This is a genomic window from Bradyrhizobium sp. 164, from assembly GCF_023073715.1.
Classification (GTDB): Bacteria; Pseudomonadota; Alphaproteobacteria; order Rhizobiales; family Xanthobacteraceae; genus Bradyrhizobium.
Genome location: NZ_JADPKA010000018.1, coordinates 44,825 through 66,527, shown reverse-complemented (window position 1 = coordinate 66,527; position 21,703 = coordinate 44,825). Strand labels below are relative to the sequence as shown.

The window sequence follows — 21,703 nt, the reverse complement described above, 5'->3', positions numbered from 1 at the left end:
ATTCGTGCAGCGAAGTCGTGAGGAGGGCACGTCTCTCTCGCTCCCTCCCCCCTTGTGGGGGAGGGCAGGGGAGGGGGGTAGCCCCAAGCGACGTCGGAGTTCGTGGCTACCCCCCTCCCTGCCCCTCCCCCGCAAGGGGGGAGGGAATGAGAGAGCCAAACCTCCCTCACGCGCAAAAATCCGTCAAAAATTCCCCAATGATTCCAACGCCATTCTACTGTGCATGGGGTTGTTTTCGCGTTTTTTGAGCGGCGGGACCGCGTCATGACGGCCCAACCCCTGCTCGACGTCCAGGACCTCACCGTCGAATTCACCACCCGTCGCGGCATCGTCAAAGCGGTGCAGCAGGTCAGCATCTGCCTCGCCAAGGGCGAGACGCTGGCGATCGTCGGCGAGTCCGGATCCGGCAAGTCGGTGACCTCCTATGCGGTGATGCGCATCCTCGATCGCGCGGGGCGGATCGCCGAAGGCTCCGTGATGTTCTCCGGCATCGACGTCAAGGCCGCGACCGAGGACCAGATGCGCGATCTGCGCGGCCGCGAGGTCTCGATGATTTTCCAGAATCCGCGCGCCGCCCTGAATCCGATCCGCAAGGTGGGCGACCAGATCGAGGACGTCTTGCGTACCCATGTGCAGCAGGCCCAGGTCGCCGACCATGGTGAAAAAGCCATTGAGGCGCTGGAGCAGGTCAAGATCGCCCGGCCGCGCGAGCGCTACCACGCCTATCCGTTCGAGCTGTCAGGCGGCATGTGCCAGCGCGTCGTCATCGCGCTCGCGCTGGCCTGCAATCCGCAGCTCCTGATCGCGGACGAGCCGACCACCGGCCTCGACGTCACCACGCAGAAGGCGGTGATGGACCTGATCGTCGAGCTGACCAAACGACGTGCGATGTCGACCATCCTGATCACGCACGACCTCGGCCTCGCCGCCGCCTATTGCGACCGTGTGGTGGTGATGGAGAAGGGAAGGGTGGTTGAGACCGCCAAGGCCGCCGACATCTTCGCGAGCCCGCAGCACCCCTACACCAAGAAGCTGATGCGCGCGACGCCGCGGCTGGGTGTATCGTTGCGAGACTTGCTGCCGGAGGAGGGGGCTGGAGCGGCGCAATCCCCATCCGTCATGGCCGGGCTTGACCCGGCCATCCATCACACTTCGAAAGACCACCCTCAGTCGATGGACCCCCGGGTCAAGCCCGGGGGTGACGAGAGTACAAAGCCCCTTCTCCTCGTCGAAAAGCTCGTCAAGGAATACCCCCGCCAGGGCGCGACCGCCGTGCTCGGCAAATTGTTCGGCCGCAAGCCGCCCGTCGAGCCGGACGTGTTCCGCGCCGTCGACGGCATCAGCTTCTCGATTCGCGTCGGCGAGAGCGTCGGCCTGGTCGGCGAGTCCGGCTGCGGCAAATCGACGACGTCGATGATGGTGATGCGCCTGCTCGACCAGACCTCGGGCCTGATCCAATTCGGCGGCGATGACATCGGCAGCATCGCGCCTGCCGCCTTCGCCCGGCTGCCGCAGCGCAGCCGCATCCAGATGGTGTTCCAGGACCCGACCGACAGCCTCAACCCGCGCTTCACCGCCGCGCGCGCCATCGCGGACCCGATCATGCATCTCGGCGACATCAGGGGGCGCGACGCGCTGCGCGCCCGTTGCGAGGACCTGGCCACGATGGTCGGCCTGCCGCACGACCTGCTCGATCGCTTCCCACATCAATTGTCCGGCGGCCAGAAGGCCCGCGTCGGCATCGCCCGCGCCATTGCCCTGCATCCAAAACTCATCATCCTGGACGAGCCGACGGCGGCGCTTGACGTGTCGGTGCAGGCCGTTGTCCTCAATCTACTTCAGGACCTGAAGCAGCGCCTAGGTATGAGCTATCTGTTCGTCTCGCATGATTTGAATGTGGTGCGCTTGTTGTGCGATCGTGTCATTGTGATGCGGACGGGACGGATCGTCGAAGAAGGCTCTTCCGAGAAGGTCTTGAGCGATCCGCAGGACGCCTACACCAAGGAACTGCTGATGGCGATCCCGCATCCGCCGTTGCAGGTTCACTGAGATAGTTTGGGAGCGTGATGGCCGAGCCGCTGGACGACTATATCGAAGCCGTATCGAAGGCGCTTGCGCTACCGGTCGAGGAGGCCTGGAGACCCGCCGTTCGCGCCAATCTCGAAGTCTCGCTGCGGCTTGGCCGCCTCGTCGACGAATTCGCGCTGCCGGACGAGACCGAGCCGGCGCCGATTTTCACGGCCTGATGTCGCCATGATCACAAAGCCAGAGATGACCGCCACCGAGATCGCGAGCGCGGTTGCGGGCGGCAGGATGTCGGCGCTCGCTGCCACGGAAACAGCTCTCGCGCGCATCAAGCAGCACGACACCATCCTCAATTCCTTCACCGATGTCACCGCCGACCGCGCCCGTGCCAAGGCGCGCGCGATCGATGCCGAGATCGCCGCGGGTAAGAAAGTCGGCCCGCTCGCCGGCGTGCCCTTTGCAGTGAAGAACCTGTTCGACGTAGCTAACCTCGTGACGCGCGCGGGCTCGAAGATCAACCGCGACCTCTCGCCAGCCAGGCGCGACGCCGCGCTGATCGAGCGGATGGAAGCAGCCGGCGCCGTGCTGGTCGGTGCGCTCAACATGGGTGAATACGCCTACGACTTCACCGGCGAGAACGTCCATGACGGTCCCTCGCGCAATCCGCATGACACCACGCGGATGACCGGCGGCTCCTCGGGTGGATCGGGCAGCGCCGTTGGCGCCGCGTTGGTGCCGATCGCGCTGGGCTCGGACACCAATGGCTCAATCCGGGTGCCGTCCTCGTTCTGCGGCATCTTTGGTTTGAAGCCGACCTACGGCCGGCTGTCGCGGGCGCGCTCGTTCCCGTTTGTCGCGAGCCTCGATCATCTCGGCCCGCTGGCACGCTCCGTCGCCGACCTCGCGCTCGCCTATGACGTCATGCAGGGACCGGATGCCGACGATGGCGCCTGCACCACGCGTGGCGTCGAACAGGTGGCGCCGCTGCTCGGCCAGTCCATCTCGGGCTTGCGCATCGCGATCGCCGGCGGTCACTTTCAGAAGAACGTGTTTCCGGAAGCCGTCGAAGCCGTCAGCCGCGTTGCCAAGGCGCTTGGCGCGACTGAGATCGTCGACATTCCCGAAGCCTCGCGCGCCCGCGCGGCGGCTTACGTCATCACCACTACCGAAGGCGCTTCGCTGCATCTCGATCGCCTGCGCAAGCGCCCGAACGATTTTGATCCTGCCGTGCGCGACCGGCTGATTGCGGGCGCCATGGTACCGGCGCCGCTGGTCGACCGCGCACAAAAATTCCGACGCTGGTATCGCGGCCAGCTCGCCGAGATTTTTAAGTCTGTCGACGTGTTGCTTGCGCCGGCGACGCCGTGCACCGCGCCGAAGCTTGGCCAGATCAATTTCACGCTCGACGGCGTCGAGCTGCCGGTGCGCGCCAGTATCGGCATCCACACCCAGCCGATCTCCTTTATCGGCCTGCCGGTCGTCGCCGTGCCGGTGCCGCTCGAGCCGCTGCCGATCGGCGTGCAGATCATCGCCGCGCCCTGGCGCGAGGACCTCGCCTTGCGCGTCGCGTACGCACTGGAGAAAATGGGCGTGGTATCGGCGCCGTCGCCAAGGGGACTTTAAGAGGATTTTGAGATGGAGATCGATCTTCCCGACGTGATCGCCGAAGTCAGAGCCGCGTTCGAGCGCTATGAGCAGGCCCTCGTCAGCAACGACGTCGCCGTGCTCGGTGAGCTCTTCCGCAACGACCCCCGCACGCTGCGCTACGGTATCGGCGAGAACCTCTACGGCTATGAGGCGATCTCCGGCTTTCGCGCCGGCCGCTCGCCGGTCGGCCTGAACCGGCGCACCGCGAAGACCGTGATTACGAGCTATGGCCGCGACACGGCCGTGGCCTCCACCTTGTTCTATCGCGACACCGCGCCCGGCAAGGTCGGCCGGCAGATGCAGACCTGGATTCGCTTTCCGGAGGGCTGGCGCGTCGTCGCCGCCCATGTCAGCATCATCGACGAGCCGAAAGAGACCGTATGAGGCTTGACGACTTTCCGCCGGGAGCGCTGCCAGCCGAGCCGGTGGTGCCGCGCGTCGACCGTCCCTCACCGTCGCTGCACAAAGTCACGCGCGCGGAAGAGCTGCGTCTTCAGCTCGCCGACGAGATCGTGCGTGGAACTTTGGCTCCCGGTGCGCCGCTCGACGAGACCGACATCGCGCGGCGCTTCAGCGTCTCGCGCACGCCGGTGCGCGAGGCGTTGCGCCAGCTCGTCGCGAGCGGTCTTGTCGAGGCGCGCGCCCATCGTGGGGCAGTGGTGGCGCAGCCCTCGATCGAGCGGCTGAAGAGCATGTTCGAGGCGATGGCGGAGCTCGAGGCATTGTGCGCCGGCCTTGCCGCCGAGCGCATGTCGGCCGCCGAGCGGCACGGCCTGGAGGCCGTCCACGAGGAGCTACGGGTGCTGAGCTATGCCGGCAATCCCGAGCGTTTCCACGAGGTCAACGAGCGCTTCCACAACGCGATCTATGCGGGATCGCAGAACGGCTACATCGCCGAGATCACGCTCGCCACCCGCGTCCGCGTGCAGCCGTTCCGCCGCGCCCAGTTCCGCAATCTCGGACGGCTCGCCAAGTCGCAAGCTGAGCACGACCGCGTCGTCGTCGCCATCATGCGCGGTGACAAGCAGGGCGCCGCGGCAGCCATGCGCGCGCATATCGAATTGGTCCGCGGGGAGTATGAGATCTATTCGGTGTCGGTGTAGGGCGACTCGCTCGGTGCGGTAGGGTGGGCAAAAGGTGCGAAGCACCGTGCCCACCATCCATCCGCAATGATGTTGGATGGTGGGCACGCTTCGCTTTACCCACCCTACCGCACCTACGTCGTCGCGGCTTCCGCCATATACTTCCGCCAGCCGCCATACGCCGTGATGTCGCGTGCATCGGGCAACGCCTCCGGCTCGACGAGAAACCCTTTCACACTGCGGCCGTCAGTAAGCCTTATCGTGCCGATCGCCATCGGCGAAGGAATCGCATTGACGAACTTGCCGAAGGCAGACGACGACAGGGACCAGATCTCCAGCTCGATTGCGGCGCCCTTGCCGGCTTCGACGCGCAGCATGCCCGGCTTGGGCGGCGTCGTCTTGAGTGCATAGAGCTTGTAGTCCGGCGCGGTCTTGGTCGCTTCGATCAGGCGTCCGTTCAGCGCCTTGAGCTCGCCATTCAGCGCCATGCCGGAGAGATGGGCGCCGACGACTGCGATCGGAATCTCCTCGCCGCTGCTTGCGGGCAGCGGCGCGAGCGGTGCTTGCGCCACGTTCTTTGCGCCGAGACCCAGCTGCGTATCCGCATGGAACACACGGCCGATGCTGGCGAGCAACGCATCGCACCCTGCGGGGGCGAGCAGCGTAATGCCGAACGGAATGCCGTCGGCGCGCATCGACGCCGGCACGGCAAGGCCGCAGAGGTCGAGCAGATTGACAAAGTTGGTGTAGGTACCGAGCCGGCTGTTGAGCTCGATTGGATTGGCTAGCACCTCCGCGGTCGTATAGGCGCTCGGCGCGGTCGGCAGCACCAGCGCGTCGATGTTCGCAAATGTGCGCTCGGCGATCTTGCGCAGGCCCTGCAGGCGATAGAGCGCGCAGAAGGTCTCGGCGGCCGTCAACCGCGCGCCGGCCGCCGTGATCTCGCGCGTCACGGGGTGGATCGCATCGGGTGCGGACGCGAGCAGATCCTTGATCACGAGGTAGCGCTCGGCGACCCACGGGCCCTCATAGAGCAGCCGCGCCGTCTCGTAGAATGGCTCGAGGTCGAACTCGACGAGATCCGCGCCAAGCGCGCTCCAGCGTTTCAGCGCATCGCCGTAGGCGGCTTCCGCCGTCTTGTCGCCGAAGAAGATCAACTGCCCGTTGCGTGGCACGCCGAGGCGCAAATTCGCCGGGAACGGCGTGAGCTGCTGAAGCGGCCGGTCGCGCGAGAACGGGTCGGCCTGATCCGGGCCGGCCATCACGGAGAGCGCCAGCGCGGCGTCATCGACTGTCAGTGCGAACACCGAGATGCAGTCCAACGTGCGGCAGGCGGGCACGAGACCTGCGGTCGAGATCATGCCGAGGCTCGGCTTCAGCCCGACGATGTTGTTGAGCATCGCCGGCACGCGGCCGCTGCCGGCAGTGTCGGTACCGAGTGAGAGCGGCACGAGCCCGGCGCCGACGGCGACTGCCGAGCCCGAACTCGATCCGCCGGGAATGAGATCCTCATGGATCGAATTTTTGGGAATGCCGTAGGGCGAGCGCACGCCGACCAGGCCGGTCGCGAACTGATCGAGATTGGTCTTGCCGATGATAATGGCGCCCGCAGCGCGCAGGCGCTCCACGGCGCTGGAGTCGCGCGTTGGCGTATAGGCGAAGGCCGGACAGGCCGCGGTGGTCGGAAATCCCAGCGCGTCGATATTGTCCTTCACCGCAACCGGCACGCCATAGAGCGGCAGGCTCGCGGCATCCTTCGTGGCAAGTCTCTCGGCCTCCGCGATCGCGTCCTTCTCGTCGCGCAGGCTGATGAAGACCGCAGGATCGTTGTGGTCGCGAATGCGCTGGTAGGTCCGTGCGACCGTCTGCGCCGGCGTCAGCGTGCCCGCGCGATGCGCGGCCACAATCGCGGCGATCGTTTCAGGCTGCTCAGCCCCCATGACGACAAAACTCCGGCAACTGGTTCACCCGGCTCGAAGCAAGCGATGTGCCATTGTGTACAGCATCGAGGTTGGGCAAATACCCAGGATAATATCGTGATATCAGGGCTTTGCAGCGAGCTGGGGGTCGAGCGCACGCGCTTGGTTAGGGGGCATCTGCTTAAATTATGAGCAGCCGGGGTCACGTGAAGTCGGCGAGAATCCGAAGCAGGTGTTGCCGGTTCTCCCTTCCGATCTTCGCCTCGACATGCCGCTCATGCTCCGCGGCAAGTCGTTTGAACTTGGCCAGTGCCGTCGCGCCCTGCGCCGTGAGGTGCAACGCGTGCGAGCGCCGGTCCGTCTTCGACTTGACCCGCTTCACATATCTGCGCCGTTCGAGGCTGTCGAGCAGATGCACCAGCCGCGCGCGCTCGATGCCGAGGCGCTTGGCTACCGCCATCTGCGACAGGCCCGGATTGGCACCGATCACCGTCAGCACCGAATATTGCGTCGGCCTGATGTCGACCTCACCGAGCGTCCTGATGAAGTCCTGAAAGATCCATATCTGGAGGCGCCGCACCGCGTAGCCGGCATGCCCGACTAACGCATCGAGGCCGACCTCGTCGGAGTCACTCCGCTGCACTGCGCCGTTGCCGGCGCGTTTGCGTGGGGACGTCTGGGCTGCGCTGCTTGTCACATCGTGTCTCCCTCGGCGCGACCTTAGCGCCTCGACGGGCGGCGCGAAAGATTGTTGTTGACGACAACAATTGTCCCGCCCAACATTGTGGCCAAGCAGCCCGGAACGAGGCGGCAGCCGATCCCGAATCCGGGCGGAGGAGGAAACCCCATGACGACCGCCCCACGCGGTGACGCTGCAAGCCTGTTCGCAACGCCAAGGACGGTCGCAGAGCATCGCGCCGACGGCAGCATCGTGCTGCGCTCGCCCGAGCCACTTGGCGCGAGCGCGCGCTGCACCGGCGACTGGCTGGAGCAATGGGCGCGGCAAACATCCGATACGATCTTCCTCGCCGAGCGCGGCAGTGCCGATGCGCCTTGGACTACCGCCACCTATGCGCAGGCGCTGCGGCAGGTGCGGGCGGCCGCGTCCTGGATCCTGGCGCAGGGCCTCAGTGCCGAGCGACCGCTCGCTATTCTCTCCGACAACAGCATCGATCACGCGCTGCTCGCGCTCGCCGCGCAGCATGTCGGCGTGCCCTCAGCGGCCGTTTCATCCGCCTATTCGCTGGTGTCGAAAGATTTCGACAAGCTCAGGAGCATGATCGCGCTGCTCGCGCCGGGCGCGATCTATGTCTCCGCAACCAAGCCATTTGCGGCGGCGCTGGCCGCGATCAGGCCGTTGCACACGGCGCAGATCATCAGCGGCCATGCCGACGACGCCGATGCGCTGTCGTTCCGCTCCATTGCGGAGACCGTAGAGACGCTCGACGTCGCCAGAGCCTTCGCCGCGGTGACGCCGGATACGATCGCGAAATTCCTGTTCACCTCGGGCTCGACCGGTACGCCCAAGGCGGTCATCAACACCCAGCGAATGCTGACCTCGAGCCAACAGGCCAAGGCGCAGACCTGGACGTTTCTCGAACCGGGCCGCGGCGATCTCGTGATCCTCGATTGGCTGCCCTGGAGCCACACCTTCGGCGCCAACCACAATTTCAACCTCGTGCTGCGCAACGGCGGCTCGCTCTATATCGACGGCGGCAAGCCCGCGCCGGGTCTGTTTGCGACGTCCCTCGCCAATCTACGAAGCGTGATGCCGACGGTCTATTTCAACGTGCCGCGCGGCTTCGACATGCTGACCGCGGCACTGCGCGGCGACGAGGAGCTGCGCCGCCGCTTCTTCGGCGAGGTGAAATTCGCTTTCTATGCCGGCGCGGCGCTGCCGCAGAATATCTGGGATGCACTCGAAGATCTCTCGATCAAGACCGTCGGCCATGCGTTGCCGATGGTCTCGGCCTGGGGCTCGACCGAGACGTCCCCGCTCGCGACCGATTGCCATTTCCTCGCAGAACGCTCGGGCAATATCGGCGTGCCGATTCCCGGCACCGAGCTCAAGCTCGTCGCCGCCGGCGACAAGCTGGAAGTTCGCGTGCGCGGCCCCAACGTCACGCCGGGCTATTGGAAGGCGCCGGAGCTGACGAAGCAGGCGTTCGACGACGAAGGCTTCTATCTCATCGGCGATGCCGTAAAGTTTGCCGATGCGAAGCGGCCTGAGCGCGGCTTGTTCTTCGATGGGCGCGTCGCGGAAGATTTCAAGCTCAATTCCGGAACTTGGGTCAGTGTCGGCACCTTGCGTGTCGCCGGCATCGCCGCATTGGCGCCGCTCGCGCAGGATATCGTCGTTACCGGCCATGGCGGCGACGAGGTGCGCTTCCTGGTGTTTCCGAATATTGCTGCCTGCCGCGCCCATGCCGGGCTGGGCGACACGGCGGCTGTGAACGACGTGCTGGCGCATGATAAGGTCAGGACCGCGATCGCGCAGGCTCTGACGCGGCTGAAACAGCAGAGCAGCAACTCCTCCGGCCATGCCACGCGCGCGCTGCTGCTCGCCGAGCCGGCCTCGGTCGACGGCGGCGAGATCACCGACAAGGGCTACATCAACCAGCGCGCCGTGCTGACGCGTCGTGCCGATGCGGTGGCGCGGCTGAATGATGATGCGTCGAGCGAGTGGGTTGGCTTGTAGCTATCTGCTGGTCGAGACGAAGTCAGGCACGCTCTTTCCACGTCGTCGTTGCTGTGCAGAGGGACCCTTGCGACGAAGCAAATCAGACTGTCCCCGTGGAAGGACTTCCGGCGAAATCCGACTAAACGGCTTGGCCAATAGGCCAGTCATTCTGTCGCAATATCTTGCCAATTCTTTTTGTTGCCCAAGCAACTAATTTATGCGAACCGTTTCCGGCAGGGAGGACGGCGGGGCAACCGCCGCATCCGCTTCGGAGGAACACCATGCGCGGCAGGAATGGCACCGTCGGCAGGTGCCGGCGTATGCCTGGGCAGGAGAGGAGCAGACAGCTCGCGCGCGATCTGTCAGGGCTCAGTGCTGCCGGTCACCGCGCCGAGATTTTCGTGCAGCCGACGGAGCAGGTCGATCAGCACCTCGCGCTCGTCCTTGCTGAGGCAGGACAGGAGGCGCCGCTCGCGTTCGAGCGCCGCGACGATCACCTTGTCGTGGGTGGCGCGGCCCTTCGCCGTGAGCGAGATCGAATGGGTGCGGCCATCGTTCGGGTCGGTGCGGATCGACACCAGCCCGCGCTTTTCGAGCCCCGCGAGCGTCCGGCTCACCGGGCCCTTGTCGAAGCCGATGACGTGGCAGATGCGCGACGCCGGAATGCCGGGCTCGATCGCCAGCAGCGACATGATCCGCCATTCCGTGACGTTGACGCCGAACTGCCGCTGATAGAACGAGGTCGCGCTGTTCGAGAGCTTGTTGGCGATGAAGGTGATGAAGGCCGGGACGTAACGGTCGAGATCGAGCGTCGGCCCGAATTCGGCGGGCGCAGGCTTTTGGCGGGCTCTGGTCAAGGACGGCGGCATATCGGGGTTCTGAGTCGCGGCTTGTCCCATGACCTAAGGGTAAGCGCCGCCCTTTCACAAGATCAAAATGAGAGAGGTCTTCCATGACCGCATCCGGCTCCCCTGTAGCAACTGACGTCGCGGCCGTGCCGCATCTCGACGTCGATCCCTTCGCGATGAGTTTTTTTGCCGATCCCTACCCCACGCATGAACTGCTGCGGGAGGCGGGCCCGGTCGTCTATCTCGACAAATGGAGCGTGTACGGTGTGGCGCGCTATGCCGAGGTCCATGCCGTGCTGAATGATCCGGCGACCTTCTGCTCCAGCCGCGGTGTCGGCCTCAGTGATTTCAAGAAGGAGACGCCGTGGCGGCCGCCGAGCCTGATCCTGGAGGCCGATCCGCCCGCGCACACCCGCACCCGCGCCGTGCTGTCAAAGGTGCTTTCCCCCACCGTGATGAAGCAGGTGCGCGACCGCTTTGCCGCAGCGGCCGAGGTGCGGGTCGATGCGCTGCTGGAGAAGCGCAGCTTCGATGCGATCGCGGATCTTGCCGAGGCCTATCCACTCTCGATTTTTCCGGATGCGCTCGGGCTTAAGCCGGAAGGCCGCGAGCATTTGATTCCCTATGCGAGCGTCGTGTTCAACGCCTTCGGCCCGCCCAACCAGTTGCGCCAGGAGGCGATCGAACGTTCGGCGCCGCATCAGGCTTATGTCGCCGAGCAGTGCCAGCGCGAGAATCTGGCACCCGGCGGATTCGGCGCCTGCATTCATGACCGCGTCGATGACGGCGAGATCACCGCGACCGAAGCGCCGCTGCTGGTGCGCTCGCTGCTGTCGGCCGGCCTCGACACCACTGTCAACGGCATCGGCGCCGCGGTCTATTGCCTCGCGCGCTTCCCGGATCAATGGCAGCGCCTGCGCGAGGATCTCTCGCTCGCGCGTGGCGCTTTCGAGGAGGCCGTGCGGTTCGAAAGCCCGGTGCAGACCTTCTTCCGCACCACCACGCGGGAGGTCGAGCTGTCCGGCGCGAAGATCGGCGAAGGTGAGAAGGTGCTGATGTTCCTCGCCGCCGCCAACCGCGATCCGCGGCGCTGGGACAAGCCCGACAGCTACGACATCACCCGCCGCACCTCGGGCCATGTCGGGTTCGGCTCCGGCATCCATATGTGCGTCGGTCAGCTCGTCGCCCGCCTCGAAGGCGAGGTGATGCTGACGGCTCTGGCGCGCCGTATCGCGAAAATCGAGATCGCGGGTGAGCCGAAGCGCCGCTTCAACAACACGCTGCGCGGGCTCGACAGCCTGCCTGTCACCATCACCCCGGCCTGACGAGGAGCTTCATGCCCGCCATCACTTTCATCCATCCCAACGGCAGGTCTGATCGTGTCGAGACCAGCGATGGCGAAAGCGCCATGCAGGCCGCGACCCGCCACGGCGTCGACGGCATTCTGGCCGAATGCGGCGGCAACGCCATGTGTGCGACCTGTCACGTCTATGTCGACGAGAGCTGGCTCGCGCGCCTGCCAGCAATGGCCGACGAGGAGGATGCGCTGCTCGAGGGCACCGCAAGCGAGCGGCTCCCGAACAGTCGGCTGTCCTGCCAGATCCACATCACGCCCGCGCTCGACGGGCTCATCGTGAGGCTGCCGGAGCGGCAGGTCTGAAATCTGTGCCGCGCCGGCAACGGTCGGCGTGGCAACACATTCAACAGGAGAGGGAACGATGAAGCATCTGAAGTGGACGCTCGCACTGGCTGCGAGCCTGATGGTCGGCGCGGCAAGCGCCGAGATATCCGACAATGTCGTGCGCGTCGGCGTGCTCAACGACATCTCCGGCATCTTCCAGGACACCAACGGCATGGGCTCAGTCGAGGCCGCGCGCATGGCGGCCGAGGATTTCAACGGTGGCGGCAAGGGCATCAAGGTCGAGATCGTCTATGCCGACCATCAGAACAAGGCCGATGTCGGCCGCGCCATCGCGCGCAAATGGCTCGACGTCGAAGGCGTTGATGCCATCGTCGACGTGCCGAACTCGGCGGTCGGCCTCTCCATCAACTCGCTCTTGCGCGATAGCCGCATGACGTTCCTGGCGTCCTCGACGGCAAGCTCCGATCTCACCGGCAAGGCCTGCTCGCCCAACACCATTCAATGGGTCAACGACGCCTGGGCGACCGGTAACACCACGGCGGCCGCGATGATGTCGCGTGGCGGCAAGGAGTGGTATTTCCTCACGGTCGACTACGCGCTCGGCAAGGGAATCGAGGCTGAGGCACAGAAATACATCGAGGCGCATGGCGGCAAGGTGGTGGGTTCGTCCAAGCATCCGCTCGGGACCTCCGATTTCGCGTCCTTCCTGTTGCAGGCGCAAAGCTCGAAAGCGCAGGTTATCGGCCTCGCCAATGCCGGCGGAGATACCATCAACGCAGTGAAGCAGGCCGCCGAATTCGGCATCCAGCAGAGCGGCCAGAAGCTGGTTGCCTTCCTGCTCTTCATCAACGACGTCCACGGCATGGGCATCAAGGTCGCGCAAGGGCTCCAGCTGATGGAAGCCTTCTACTGGGACATGAACGACGACACGCGCGCTTTCGCCAAGCGCTTCGCCGCGCGGCCCGGCATGAACGGCAAGATGCCAAGCGGCAATCAGGCCGGCGTCTACGCCTCCACGCTCGCCTATCTCAACGCCGTCGCCGCCACGGGCAGCGATAATGCCAAGAACGTCGTGCCCGAGATGAAGAAGTTCAGGGACAAGGACAAGCTGTTCGGCGACACCACGATTCGTCAGGATGGCCGGGTCGTGCACCCAATGTACCTGTTCGAGGTGAAGAAGCCCGAGGAGTCGAAATACCCCTACGACTATTACAAGCTGGTCTCGACGATTCCCGCGGACCAGGCGTTCCGCCCGCTGGCGGAGGGCGGGTGTGAGTTGGTGAAGTAGGTGGAGCTGCGCGCGCTGCTGCACCCTCTCCCCTTGTGGGAGAGGGTGGCTTCGCAAAGCGGAGCCGGGTGAGGGGTTGTCTCCTCACGAACTCCCTTTCGAGTTGAGAGAACCCCTCATCCGGCGCTTCGCGCCACCTTCTCCCACAAGGGGAGAAGGAGAACTACACCACCTTGCTACTCCCTTGCGTGATCAGTCGCGCCGCCCGCTGGTCGCGGGCGTAGATCCAGAGCCAGCTCAGCGCGACGCTGAGGCGGTGGCGGAGGCCGATCAGGAAGTAGATGTGGGCGATGCCCCAGATCCACCACGCGATGGTGCCGCGCAGCTTGATGCGGCCGAAATCGATTACCGCGAGCCGCTTGCCGATCTGCGCGAGGCTGCCGGCGTGCTTGTAGCGGAAGGCGCCCTTCGCCTGCCCGCGTAGCCGAGCCTTGATGGTCTCGGCGACATGGCGGCCCTGCTGCTTCGCCGCCGGCGCGATGCCGGGCACCGGCTTGCCCTCCCAGGCATTGATGCTGACGGTATCGCCGATCGCGAAGATCTCGGGATGCCCCGGAATGGTCAGGTCCGCCTCGACCTGCACCCGCCCGGCGCGATCGCTTGGTGCGCCCAGCCATTCGGCAGCGGGCGAAGCGCGCACGCCGGCGGCCCAGATCCTGGTCTTGGCGTTGAGCCGCGTGCCGCCGAACACCACGCCATCGCGGTCGATCTCGGTCACGGGTTGCCCCAGCACGACCTCAACGCCGATCTTTTCCAGCGACGCCTGCGCGTAAGCCGAGAGGTCGTCGGCAAAGCCGGCGAGCACGCGCGGGCCGGCCTCGATCAGCACGACACGCGCCTTGGTCGTGTCGATGTTGCGGAAATCGCCGGGCAGAGTGTGGTGCGCCATCTCGGCGATGGTGCCGGCGAGCTCGACGCCAGTCGGGCCGGCGCCGACGATGACGAAGGTCAGCCGCGCCGCGCGCCTCTCCTGATCCGTTTCGCGCTCGGCGCGCTCGAATGCCACCAGGATGTGCCGGCGCAGCGTTGTCGCGTCCTCCAGCGTCTTCAGGCCCGGCGCGAATTGCTCCCATTCGTCGTGGCCGAAATAGGCGTGTCGCGCACCGGTGGCTAGCACCAGCGTGTCGTAGGGCACCTCGCTGCCGTCGTCGATCAGAACGCAGCGACGTGCCGTGTCGACGCCGCTCACTGTGGCAAACAGCGTCGTCACCTCACGGCGATCGCGCATGAGATGGCGAATTGGCCAGGCGATCTCGCTGGTCGCCAGCGAGGCGGTCGCGACCTGGTAGAGCAGCGGCTGGAACAGATGATGGTTGCGGCGGTCGATCAGCGTGATCTCGACCGGCGCGCCCGCGAGCCGATAGGTCGTCTCCAGCCCGCCAAAGCCGGCTCCGACGATGACGACGCGGTGCGGTGTCGTGGTCATGATGCGCCCCTCGAATCGCGCTGCTCTATTTGTTCATTTAAGTGCGGTTCTGGGGCCGCGGTCCAATAGGCGTCATCAATCGTCGAATAGGCCAAGTGTATCGATGTGGCGCGAAAAAGCGCCGCAGCGTTGATCATGGCTGGCCGAAGTGAGTAGAACTATATTTCTTGCCATCTCCAATTGGGGCGAAATATGGTGCAGGGACGGGCCCTGAGCCATTGGCGGCTCGACAGATTTTGCGTTCAATAGAGACTGGCCCGGGGGCGGCGATCACCCCGCCTCGGGACCGATAATCAAGGAGGGGAGTGGTTATGAGGACGGCATTCTGGCTGGCGGGCGCAGCGGCGCTGGTGCTGGCAAATCCGGCATGCGCCGGCGACACCATCAAGATCGGCTTCGTGTCGACCTTCAGCGGCCCGACCGCCGTGATCGGCAATGACATGCGCAATTCCTTCGAGCTCGCGCTCGATCATCTCGGCCGCAAGATGGACGGCAAGCCGGTCGAGGTGATCTACGAGGACGACGGGCAGAAGCCGGATGTCGGCAAGCAGAAGACCGAGAAGCTGGTGCAGTCCGACAAGGTCGATTTCATCGTCGGCTACATCTGGTCGAACGTGCTCCTGGCCTCGCTCAAGACCGCGGTGGACTCGCAGACCTTCCTGATCTCGGCCAATGCCGGTCCCTCGCAGCTCGCGGGCGAGCTGTGCTCGCCTTATGTGTTCTCGACCTCCTGGCAGAACGACCAGACGCCGCAGGCGATGGGCCTCTACATGAACCAGAAGGGCGTCAAGAGCGTGTTCCTGATCGGGCCGAACTACGCCGCCGGCAAGGACATGCTCGCCGGTTTGAAGAGCACGTTCAAGGGCGAGATCAAGGGCGAGGAGTACACGGTCTGGCCGAGCCAGCTCGACTTCTCCGCCGAGCTCTCCAAGGCGCGCGCCTCCGGCGCCGAGTCGATCTTCGTGTTCTACCCCGGTGCCGCCGGCGTGCAGTTCCTCAATCAATATGCCCAAGCCGGCCTCAAGAGCACCATGCCGCTCTACACCGTCTTCACCATCGACGAGCTGTCGCTGCCGCTCCAGAAGGAGAATGCGCTCGGAGTGCCCGGCGCGCAGGAATGGGTCAATGACCTCCCCAACGAGCAGAACAAGCGCTTCGTCGCCGATTATCGCAAGAAGTATCCCGGCCTGCGGCCGACCTACTACGGCGCACAATCGTATGATGCCGCCCAGCTCATCAACAGCGCCGTGGTCGCGGTGAAGGGCGACACCAGCAAGAAGGATGCGATGAAGGCCGAGATGGAAAAGGCCAACTTCAAGTCGCTGCGCGGCTCCTTCAAGTACGGCAACAATCACATCCCGATCCAGAGCTTCTATCTCCAGGACGTGGTCAAGGACGCCGAAGGCCAGCTCGCGCTGAAGACCGTCGCCACCATCGTCGAGAACGACCAGGATCGTTTCCACGACAAGTGCAAGATGAAGTGAGGTCTTGATCTTCCCCTCTTCCCGCGCTTGCCCGCCGAAGCTTTAGCGTACGCGGATGCGGGGAGAGGGGCTGGGTGAGGAGAAGTCTCCGTTGGGACGGAGAGAGACGTTTATTCGATAGTCGCCGCACCGTCATTGCGAGCGTAGCGAAGCAATCCAGAGTCTTTCCGCAGAGGGATTCTGGATTGCTTCGCTACGCTCGCAATGACGTGTTGAGGGAGCCTTGCTCGTCGCTGCGTTGTGACTCGCGGAGACCCCCTCACCCGGAGGAGCCTACATCCTTGGCATGCTCGCAGGCCGCACCTCGCGGGCCTGCGCTGCGAGCCTGATGCCGGCATTGGCCGCGCCAAAGCCCTGATAGCGCCGCCGTTCGACGATCTCGAAGAAGAAGCGCTCGTCGAAGATGTGGGTGTAGACCTGGAAGAATTCGCCGTCACCCTCGCGGTCGTAGAGGATGTGATTGGCGCGCAGTTGCGCCATCAGCTCGGGCGAAAGGTCGTATTTGGCTTCGATGTCGTCGTAGTAATTATCAGGGATGTCGAGGAAATCCGCGCCGCGCTTGCGCATCTCCGCGACCGTCGCAAAGATGTTGCGGCACGAGAACGCGACGTGCTGCACGCCGGAGCCGAAGAACTCGGAGATGAAGCGCGACGGCAGCGTGCGGTTGGCAGAGGAGCCGTTGAGCACGAAGCACAGGCTCTGGTCGGCGTTGATGATGGCCTGGCTCTGCACCAAGCCTCTCGGGTCGACGATCTCCATCTGCGGCAGTCGCGTCAGGTCGAGGATGCCGGTGTAGAACAACAGCCAGGACAGCATCTCGTCATAGGGCATCGACTGCGCGATGTGATCGACCGCCAGCAGCGCGTCCTCGCTCGCCTCGCTCGGTACCGGCTCGAAATCGGTGTCCCAGTTCTTGCCGGCCTGATCCAGAAAATAGAGCAGGCTGCCGCCGACGCCGTGGATCGCCGGGATCTCGAGTTCGCCCGGCCCGACCGGCTGGTAGAAGGTGCGCGCCTTCAGCGCTTCGGCGCGCTGCATGGAAAGGCCCGCATTGTCGACGTCGAGTGCGATCGCACAGACGCCGGGGCCATGGGTGACGTAATGCGAATGCGCAAAGCCGTCCGTCTCGGAATTGATGACGAGCTCGACCTTGCCTTGCGACCAACGCTCCACCGCCTTGCTGCGGTGCTTGCCGGTCCTGCGAAAACCGAGCTGCGCGAACAGTCGGGCAAGCTCGCCGGCCTTGGTCTCGTTGACGGCGAACTCGACGAAGCCGGTACCGTGGCTTCTGGATTTCGGCGCCAGCGGCTCGCGGACAAGCTTTGGCCAGTCCGGTGCGAGCTGGTCCTCCAGCAGGATCAGCGAGCGCAGGCCGTCGACCGCCGTCTGGGCCGCCGAGCCGGCGCGGAACTGGTCGTTGAAGATCTCCAGCGACAGCGGCCCGGCATAGCCGGTCGCCGCCACCGCCGCCATGAACTCGCGGACCGGGAGGTCACCCTGGCCCGGGAAGGAGCGGAAGTGCCGGCTCCAGGAGAGGATGTCGAGCTCGAGCTTCGGCGCGTCAGCAAGCTGCACCAGAAAGATCTTGTCGCCGGGAATCGAAGCCATCGCGCGGGTCGGAAAGCCGGGCGCCAGCGCATGAAAGCTGTCGAGGATGATGCCGATTGCCGGATGATCGGCGCGGCGCACGATCTCCCAGGCGTCGCGGTAGTCGTTGACGTGTCGTCCCCAAGCCAGCGCCTCGTATCCGACGCGCAAACCACGTTTCACCGCACGTTCGCCGAGCTCGCGAAAATCGTCCGCGGCACGGTCGATGCCGCCAAGCGAGGTGGGCGAAACGTTGGAGCAGATCAGCAAGAGATCGGTGCCGAGCTCTTGCATCAAATCGAACTTGCGCATCGCACGGGCAAAGTTGCGCGAACGCTGCGGCTCCGGCATGCCTTCGAAATCGCGGAACGGCTGGAACGCGCAGATCTCGAGATTGAGGTCCTTGCAGAGCTGTGCCACCTCGCGCGGGCCCGCGCCGAACGACAACAGATCGTTCTCGAAGATCTCGACCGCGTCGAAGCCGGCTGAGGCGATGGCGCGCAGCTTTTCGTCGAGGGTGCCGGAGAGGGACACGGTTGCGATCGAACGCTTGTTCATGCGGCGCTCTCCTCCATGGCGCCGCCCAGGAACAATTGCCCGATGCGGGGATCGTTCAGAATGCGCTTGGCGTCGTCGATCATCCGGGTCTGGCCGAGCTCGAGCACGATGCCGATGTCCGAGATCTCCAGCGCCGAACGTGCGTTCTGCTCGATCATCAGGATCGTGACGCCGCGGTCGCGCAAGCTTTTGAGGATATCGAAGGTCTGCTGCACCATCAGCGGCGACAGGCCGATCGAGGGCTCGTCGATCAGCACCAGCCTGGGTTCGAGCAGCAGCGAGCGGGCGATCTCGAGTTGCTTCTGCTCGCCGCCGGACAGCGTGGAAGCCTGCTGCGTCGATTTTTGCCGCAGCGCCGGAAACAGGTCGAGTGCCGCCTCGATCCGCTTGGGAAGATCGAGGCTCTTGTCCGCAGCGACGCCGCCGAGTTCGATGTTGTGGCGTACCGAAAGCTCGGGAAAGATGTTGCGGCCCTGCGGCACGTAGCAGATGCCGGCATTGAGCAGCGCGCGCTGGCTCAGGTTCGTGACGTCGCGGCCGGCAAAGCTGATCTTGCCCTCGCGCAGCTTGAGCAGGCCGAAGATTGCCTTGAAGACGGTGGACTTGCCGGCGCCGTTCGGGCCGATGATCGTCGTGATCGTGGCTTGCGGCACGGCGAAGGTCGTGCCGTTCAAAATCGTCATCTTGCCGTAGCCGCCGACGAGATTGTGAACAGAGAGGATCGGGTCGCTCATGGCTCGCGCTCCCTAATGTCCGAGATAGGCTTCGATGACGGCGAGGTTTTTCCGCACCTCATCCGGCCGTCCCATCGCCAGCACCTTGCCTTCCGCCATCACCATCACCCGCGAGCACAGCGACATCACGAATTCCATGTTGTGCTCGATCACGACGAAGGTGGCGTTCTTCTCGCGGTTGATCGCAACCAGGCGGTCCTTGAGGTCCGCCAGCATCGACGGGTTGACGCCGCCGGCTGGCTCGTCGAGCAGCACCAGGCGCGGTCCGCCCATGAAGGCCATGGCGGCATCGAGCAGTTTTTGCTGGCCATAGGAGAGGCCGCCGGCCGGCTCGTCCGCGAGATGGTCGAGCTTGAAGAAGCCGATCATCTGGTTGGCGGCGTCGCTCAGCCCGGCATCGGAGCGGCCGACGAGGCGCGAGGCCATGTTGCCCTGGTGCTCCTGTCCGGCCAGAATCAGGTTCTCCCGCACCGAGAGCTTTGGAAAAACCTGCAGGAGCTGGAAGGTGCGGCTGACCCCCAACTTGTTGAGTTCGGAGGGCCGCAGGCCCGTCACCACCTTGCCGTCCAGCCTGACCTCGCCGCCTGACGGCGTGAGCTGGCCGAGGATGCAGTTGAACAGCGTCGACTTGCCGCAGCCGTTCGGTCCGATCAGGCCGAGGATCTCGCCCTCGCGCACGTCGAAGCTGACGCCATCGACGGCGCTGATGCCGCCAAAGTTTTTCTTGATATTGGTAACCTCGAGGACTGCGCTCATTGCACCGTCTCCAGGCGTGACTTTGCGACGGCGCGCAGCGCGGACGCCGCCTTGGTCCGTCGCGCCGCCATCGCGCGATCGAGGATTCCCAGGATGCCGGTCGGCGACCAGATCAAGAGCAGCATCACCGCAACCGCATAGAGCATGAGATAATAGCCTTCGGTGAAGCGCAGCCATTCCGGCAGCAGCACGGCAATCATCGCGCCCAGGAACGGACCGAAATAGAAGCCGGCCCCGCCGACGATCACCATCATCAGCAGGTCGAGCGAGAGCGACAGGTTGAACGGCACGGGATCGATATATTGCGTCAGCGGCGCATAGAGTGCGCCGGCGACGCCGCCGAGCGCCGAGCCGATCGCAAAGGCCATCAGCGTGTAGCGCCGGGTGTCGACGCCGAGCGATTGCGCACGCAGCGGATTCTCGCGCAGCGCCATGAAGGCGCGGCCCCAGGGCGAGCGGATCAGCCACCACACGGCAAGCGACACGATCGCGAGCGAGCCGAGGCAGACATAATAGAAGGGCAGCGGCTTGTTGGTCGCTAGCCCGAAGACGTGCGGGCGCGGGATGTTGGAGATGCCGTAGATGCCGCCGGTGAGCCAGCTCTCGTTGCGGAACACCAGGAAGGCGAGAGTGGAGAAGGCGAGGGTAACGAAGGCGAGGTAGTGGTGCTGCACGCGCAGCGCGGGATAACCCAGCACCCAGCCGACCGCAAAGCTCAAGGCGATCGCGACCAGAATCGCGGCCGGCAGCGGCCAGCCATGGGTGGTCATGATCGCCGCCGCATAAGCGCCGATGCCGACGAAGGCGCCCTGCGCCAGCGAGACCTGGCCGGCATAGCCGAGCGTAAGGTTGAGCCCCATCGCGGCGATGCTCATCACCGCCCATTGGCTCAGGATGAACAGACCGTAACGGTTGAAGTTCATGGGGACAATGATCAGCGCGGCGATGGCGATGAGGCCGAGCGCAATCTTCAGGGGTTTGCCAAAGCTGATCATACCGTGCGCTCCTCGGCGCGGCCGAGCAAGCCCTGCGGCCGGAACAGGATGACGGCGATCAGGAAGATCATCGGAACGGCGGCGCGATACTGCGTCGAGACATAGGCGGCCGCGAGATTGTCGAGCACGCCAATCAAAAGACCGCCGGCGATTGCGCCGCGCACCTGGTTGAAGCCGCCGACGATCGCGGCGATGAATGCCGCCTGGCCCAGCACCTCGCCGGAGGAGAATTTGGCGAGATAGATCGGCGTGATCAGCAGTGAGGCTAGCGCCACCAGGAAGGCGTTGATCAGGAAGGTCAGCAGGATCATGCGCTCGACCGGCACGCCGATGATCCGCGCCACCGTCGGGTTCTGCGCCGCCGCCTGCATCTGGTGGCCGAGCGAGGTGCGGTTGAGCAGTGCGGTCAAGCCGAAGACGGCAAGGATGGCGACGACGAGGACGCCGATGCTTTGCAGCGACACCGCATGGCCAAGGATGGAGATATCGCCGGTCGGCGCGATCGACGGGAAGGGCGAGGCCTCGGCGCTGAAGAACTGCTTGACGGATTCCTTGATGCCGATGGCCAGCGCCATGGTCGCGATCGCCAGCGGCAGCACGCCGTGGCGCATCATCGGATCGACCAGCAGCAGCTTGAAGGCGAGACCGAGCAAGATCATCGAGAGCAGGATGCCGAGGATGATCGCGAGCCAGAACGGGGCGCCGGCATGCATCGCCGCCAGCATCAGGAACGCCGGCAGCATCACGAACTCGCCCTGGGCGAAATTGATGGTCTGCGAAGTCTGCCACAGCAGCGTGAAGCCGACCGCGACCAGCGCATAGATCGCGCCGGTGGCAAGTCCCGCGACCAGAAGATCGAACAGACTGGACATTTTCCCCTCTCGCCGTTCTGCCTTCCCGTTCGTCACGTTTGCGGGCAGAGGCGTAGGCGGCCTACGGCCGCCGTTCTTAAGAACGCCGATGCGAAGCATCGGCTACGGTGAGGGCGAGCCTTCGCGAGGGCGGTAATAGTTGGACCCGCGGAAGCTCCCC

Annotated in this window: 19 protein-coding genes; 10 read left to right on the top strand and 9 right to left on the bottom strand. The window is 64.9% G+C overall.

Annotated features, from left to right (window positions below; translation table 11 throughout):
* Positions 1 to 264 precede the first annotated feature (264 nt).
* The 5 genes from IVB01_RS06500 to IVB01_RS06480 are packed head-to-tail and all read left to right on the top strand — an operon-like array spanning position 265 to position 4,775.
* Entirely contained in the window at positions 265 to 2,049 is a 1,785-nt protein-coding gene (locus IVB01_RS06500; RefSeq protein WP_247418703.1) for an ABC transporter ATP-binding protein, read from the top strand.
* Positions 2,050 to 2,066: 17 nt separating this feature from the next.
* Positions 2,067 to 2,246: a DUF4089 domain-containing protein gene (locus IVB01_RS06495; RefSeq protein WP_247281882.1), complete on the top strand. Its 180-nt coding sequence runs from the start codon at positions 2,067 to 2,069 to the stop codon at positions 2,244 to 2,246.
* A 7-nt stretch (positions 2,247 to 2,253) separates the two neighbouring features.
* Positions 2,254 to 3,648, top strand: coding sequence for an AtzE family amidohydrolase (locus IVB01_RS06490; RefSeq protein ID WP_247281881.1), 1,395 nt, complete (start codon positions 2,254 to 2,256; stop codon positions 3,646 to 3,648).
* Positions 3,649 to 3,660: 12 nt separating this feature from the next.
* Entirely contained in the window at positions 3,661 to 4,056 is a 396-nt protein-coding gene (gene hpxZ, locus IVB01_RS06485; RefSeq protein ID WP_247281880.1) for an oxalurate catabolism protein HpxZ, read from the top strand.
* Positions 4,053 to 4,775 (top strand): GntR family transcriptional regulator, encoded by a 723-nt coding sequence (locus IVB01_RS06480; RefSeq protein WP_247281879.1) that lies wholly within the window; start codon positions 4,053 to 4,055, stop codon positions 4,773 to 4,775. Before hpxZ ends, IVB01_RS06480 begins: the two co-directional genes overlap by 4 nt.
* A gap of 113 nt (positions 4,776 to 4,888) precedes the next feature.
* On the opposite strand, the gene atzF is transcribed toward IVB01_RS06480, so the two are convergent.
* Positions 4,889 to 6,694, bottom strand: coding sequence for an allophanate hydrolase (atzF, locus tag IVB01_RS06475; protein WP_247281878.1), 1,806 nt, complete (start codon positions 6,692 to 6,694; stop codon positions 4,889 to 4,891).
* 181 nt (positions 6,695 to 6,875) lie between these two features.
* Positions 6,876 to 7,370 (bottom strand): MarR family winged helix-turn-helix transcriptional regulator, encoded by a 495-nt coding sequence (locus tag IVB01_RS06470; RefSeq protein ID WP_247281877.1) that lies wholly within the window; start codon positions 7,368 to 7,370, stop codon positions 6,876 to 6,878.
* Between the two features lie 150 nt (positions 7,371 to 7,520).
* Between IVB01_RS06470 and IVB01_RS06465 the strand changes: the two genes are divergently transcribed.
* Positions 7,521 to 9,371: a feruloyl-CoA synthase gene (locus IVB01_RS06465; protein WP_247494318.1), complete on the top strand. Its 1,851-nt coding sequence runs from the start codon at positions 7,521 to 7,523 to the stop codon at positions 9,369 to 9,371.
* A 344-nt stretch (positions 9,372 to 9,715) separates the two neighbouring features.
* Here IVB01_RS06465 and IVB01_RS06460 read toward each other — a convergent pair whose 3' ends face one another.
* Positions 9,716 to 10,222 (bottom strand): MarR family transcriptional regulator, encoded by a 507-nt coding sequence (locus tag IVB01_RS06460; RefSeq protein ID WP_247281875.1) that lies wholly within the window; start codon positions 10,220 to 10,222, stop codon positions 9,716 to 9,718.
* A gap of 83 nt (positions 10,223 to 10,305) precedes the next feature.
* Between IVB01_RS06460 and IVB01_RS06455 the strand changes: the two genes are divergently transcribed.
* Genes IVB01_RS06455 through IVB01_RS06445 form a run of 3 tightly spaced genes read left to right on the top strand, consistent with a single transcriptional unit; the run spans position 10,306 to position 13,131 of the window.
* Positions 10,306 to 11,526 carry a cytochrome P450 gene (locus IVB01_RS06455; protein WP_247281874.1) on the top strand — a complete coding sequence of 407 codons (1,221 nt, stop codon included), beginning with the start codon at positions 10,306 to 10,308 and terminating at the stop codon, positions 11,524 to 11,526.
* 11 nt (positions 11,527 to 11,537) lie between these two features.
* The gene (locus IVB01_RS06450; protein ID WP_247281873.1) at positions 11,538 to 11,861 is read left to right on the top strand and encodes a 2Fe-2S iron-sulfur cluster-binding protein; all 324 of its coding nucleotides are present in this window, start codon (positions 11,538 to 11,540) and stop codon (positions 11,859 to 11,861) included.
* 58 nt (positions 11,862 to 11,919) lie between these two features.
* A complete protein-coding gene (locus IVB01_RS06445) occupies positions 11,920 to 13,131 on the top strand; it encodes an ABC transporter substrate-binding protein (RefSeq protein ID WP_247281872.1) in 1,212 nt (403 codons plus the stop codon).
* A 163-nt stretch (positions 13,132 to 13,294) separates the two neighbouring features.
* Here IVB01_RS06445 and IVB01_RS06440 read toward each other — a convergent pair whose 3' ends face one another.
* Positions 13,295 to 14,557, bottom strand: a complete 1,263-nt coding sequence (locus IVB01_RS06440) for an NAD(P)/FAD-dependent oxidoreductase (protein WP_247281871.1) — start codon at positions 14,555 to 14,557, stop codon at positions 13,295 to 13,297.
* Between the two features lie 311 nt (positions 14,558 to 14,868).
* On the opposite strand from IVB01_RS06440, the gene IVB01_RS06435 reads away from it, so the two are divergent.
* A complete protein-coding gene (locus tag IVB01_RS06435; protein ID WP_247281870.1) occupies positions 14,869 to 16,041 on the top strand; it encodes an ABC transporter substrate-binding protein in 1,173 nt (390 codons plus the stop codon).
* Positions 16,042 to 16,314: 273 nt separating this feature from the next.
* Here IVB01_RS06435 and IVB01_RS06430 read toward each other — a convergent pair whose 3' ends face one another.
* The 5 genes from IVB01_RS06430 to IVB01_RS06410 are packed head-to-tail and all read right to left on the bottom strand — an operon-like array spanning position 16,315 to position 21,543.
* Complete coding sequence (locus IVB01_RS06430) at positions 16,315 to 18,186, bottom strand: sugar phosphate isomerase/epimerase and 4-hydroxyphenylpyruvate domain-containing protein (RefSeq protein WP_247281869.1); 1,872 nt, start codon at positions 18,184 to 18,186, stop codon at positions 16,315 to 16,317.
* Positions 18,183 to 18,920: an ABC transporter ATP-binding protein gene (locus tag IVB01_RS06425; protein ID WP_247281868.1), complete on the bottom strand. Its 738-nt coding sequence runs from the start codon at positions 18,918 to 18,920 to the stop codon at positions 18,183 to 18,185. Before IVB01_RS06425 ends, IVB01_RS06430 begins: the two co-directional genes overlap by 4 nt.
* Before the next feature lie 12 nt (positions 18,921 to 18,932).
* Entirely contained in the window at positions 18,933 to 19,676 is a 744-nt protein-coding gene (locus IVB01_RS06420; protein ID WP_247281867.1) for an ABC transporter ATP-binding protein, read from the bottom strand.
* The gene (locus tag IVB01_RS06415) at positions 19,673 to 20,671 is read right to left on the bottom strand and encodes a branched-chain amino acid ABC transporter permease (protein ID WP_247281866.1); all 999 of its coding nucleotides are present in this window, start codon (positions 20,669 to 20,671) and stop codon (positions 19,673 to 19,675) included. The genes IVB01_RS06420 and IVB01_RS06415 overlap by 4 nt, the downstream gene beginning before the upstream one ends.
* A complete protein-coding gene (locus IVB01_RS06410) occupies positions 20,668 to 21,543 on the bottom strand; it encodes a branched-chain amino acid ABC transporter permease (RefSeq protein ID WP_247450611.1) in 876 nt (291 codons plus the stop codon). The genes IVB01_RS06415 and IVB01_RS06410 overlap by 4 nt, the downstream gene beginning before the upstream one ends.
* Between the last annotated feature and the right edge of the window lie 160 nt (positions 21,544 to 21,703).

Excerpts from the sequence above, each read along its gene's own strand:
- IVB01_RS06500 (WP_247418703.1), top strand. The coding sequence starts at position 265 with ATGACGGCCCAACCCCTGCTCGACGTCCAGGACCTCACCGTCGAATTC.
- IVB01_RS06495 (WP_247281882.1), top strand. The coding sequence starts at position 2,067 with ATGGCCGAGCCGCTGGACGACTATATCGAAGCCGTATCGAAGGCGCTT.
- IVB01_RS06490 (WP_247281881.1), top strand. The coding sequence starts at position 2,254 with ATGATCACAAAGCCAGAGATGACCGCCACCGAGATCGCGAGCGCGGTT.
- hpxZ (WP_247281880.1), top strand. The coding sequence starts at position 3,661 with ATGGAGATCGATCTTCCCGACGTGATCGCCGAAGTCAGAGCCGCGTTC.
- IVB01_RS06480 (WP_247281879.1), top strand. The coding sequence starts at position 4,053 with ATGAGGCTTGACGACTTTCCGCCGGGAGCGCTGCCAGCCGAGCCGGTG.
- atzF (WP_247281878.1), bottom strand. The coding sequence starts at position 6,694 with ATGGGGGCTGAGCAGCCTGAAACGATCGCCGCGATTGTGGCCGCGCAT.
- IVB01_RS06465 (WP_247494318.1), top strand. The coding sequence starts at position 7,521 with ATGACGACCGCCCCACGCGGTGACGCTGCAAGCCTGTTCGCAACGCCA.
- IVB01_RS06460 (WP_247281875.1), bottom strand. The coding sequence starts at position 10,222 with ATGCCGCCGTCCTTGACCAGAGCCCGCCAAAAGCCTGCGCCCGCCGAA.
- IVB01_RS06455 (WP_247281874.1), top strand. The coding sequence starts at position 10,306 with ATGACCGCATCCGGCTCCCCTGTAGCAACTGACGTCGCGGCCGTGCCG.
- IVB01_RS06450 (WP_247281873.1), top strand. The coding sequence starts at position 11,538 with ATGCCCGCCATCACTTTCATCCATCCCAACGGCAGGTCTGATCGTGTC.
- IVB01_RS06445 (WP_247281872.1), top strand. The coding sequence starts at position 11,920 with ATGAAGCATCTGAAGTGGACGCTCGCACTGGCTGCGAGCCTGATGGTC.
- IVB01_RS06440 (WP_247281871.1), bottom strand. The coding sequence starts at position 14,557 with ATGACCACGACACCGCACCGCGTCGTCATCGTCGGAGCCGGCTTTGGC.
- IVB01_RS06435 (WP_247281870.1), top strand. The coding sequence starts at position 14,869 with ATGAGGACGGCATTCTGGCTGGCGGGCGCAGCGGCGCTGGTGCTGGCA.
- IVB01_RS06430 (WP_247281869.1), bottom strand. The coding sequence starts at position 18,186 with ATGAACAAGCGTTCGATCGCAACCGTGTCCCTCTCCGGCACCCTCGAC.
- IVB01_RS06425 (WP_247281868.1), bottom strand. The coding sequence starts at position 18,920 with ATGAGCGACCCGATCCTCTCTGTTCACAATCTCGTCGGCGGCTACGGC.
- IVB01_RS06420 (WP_247281867.1), bottom strand. The coding sequence starts at position 19,676 with ATGAGCGCAGTCCTCGAGGTTACCAATATCAAGAAAAACTTTGGCGGC.
- IVB01_RS06415 (WP_247281866.1), bottom strand. The coding sequence starts at position 20,671 with ATGATCAGCTTTGGCAAACCCCTGAAGATTGCGCTCGGCCTCATCGCC.
- IVB01_RS06410 (WP_247450611.1), bottom strand. The coding sequence starts at position 21,543 with ATGTCCAGTCTGTTCGATCTTCTGGTCGCGGGACTTGCCACCGGCGCG.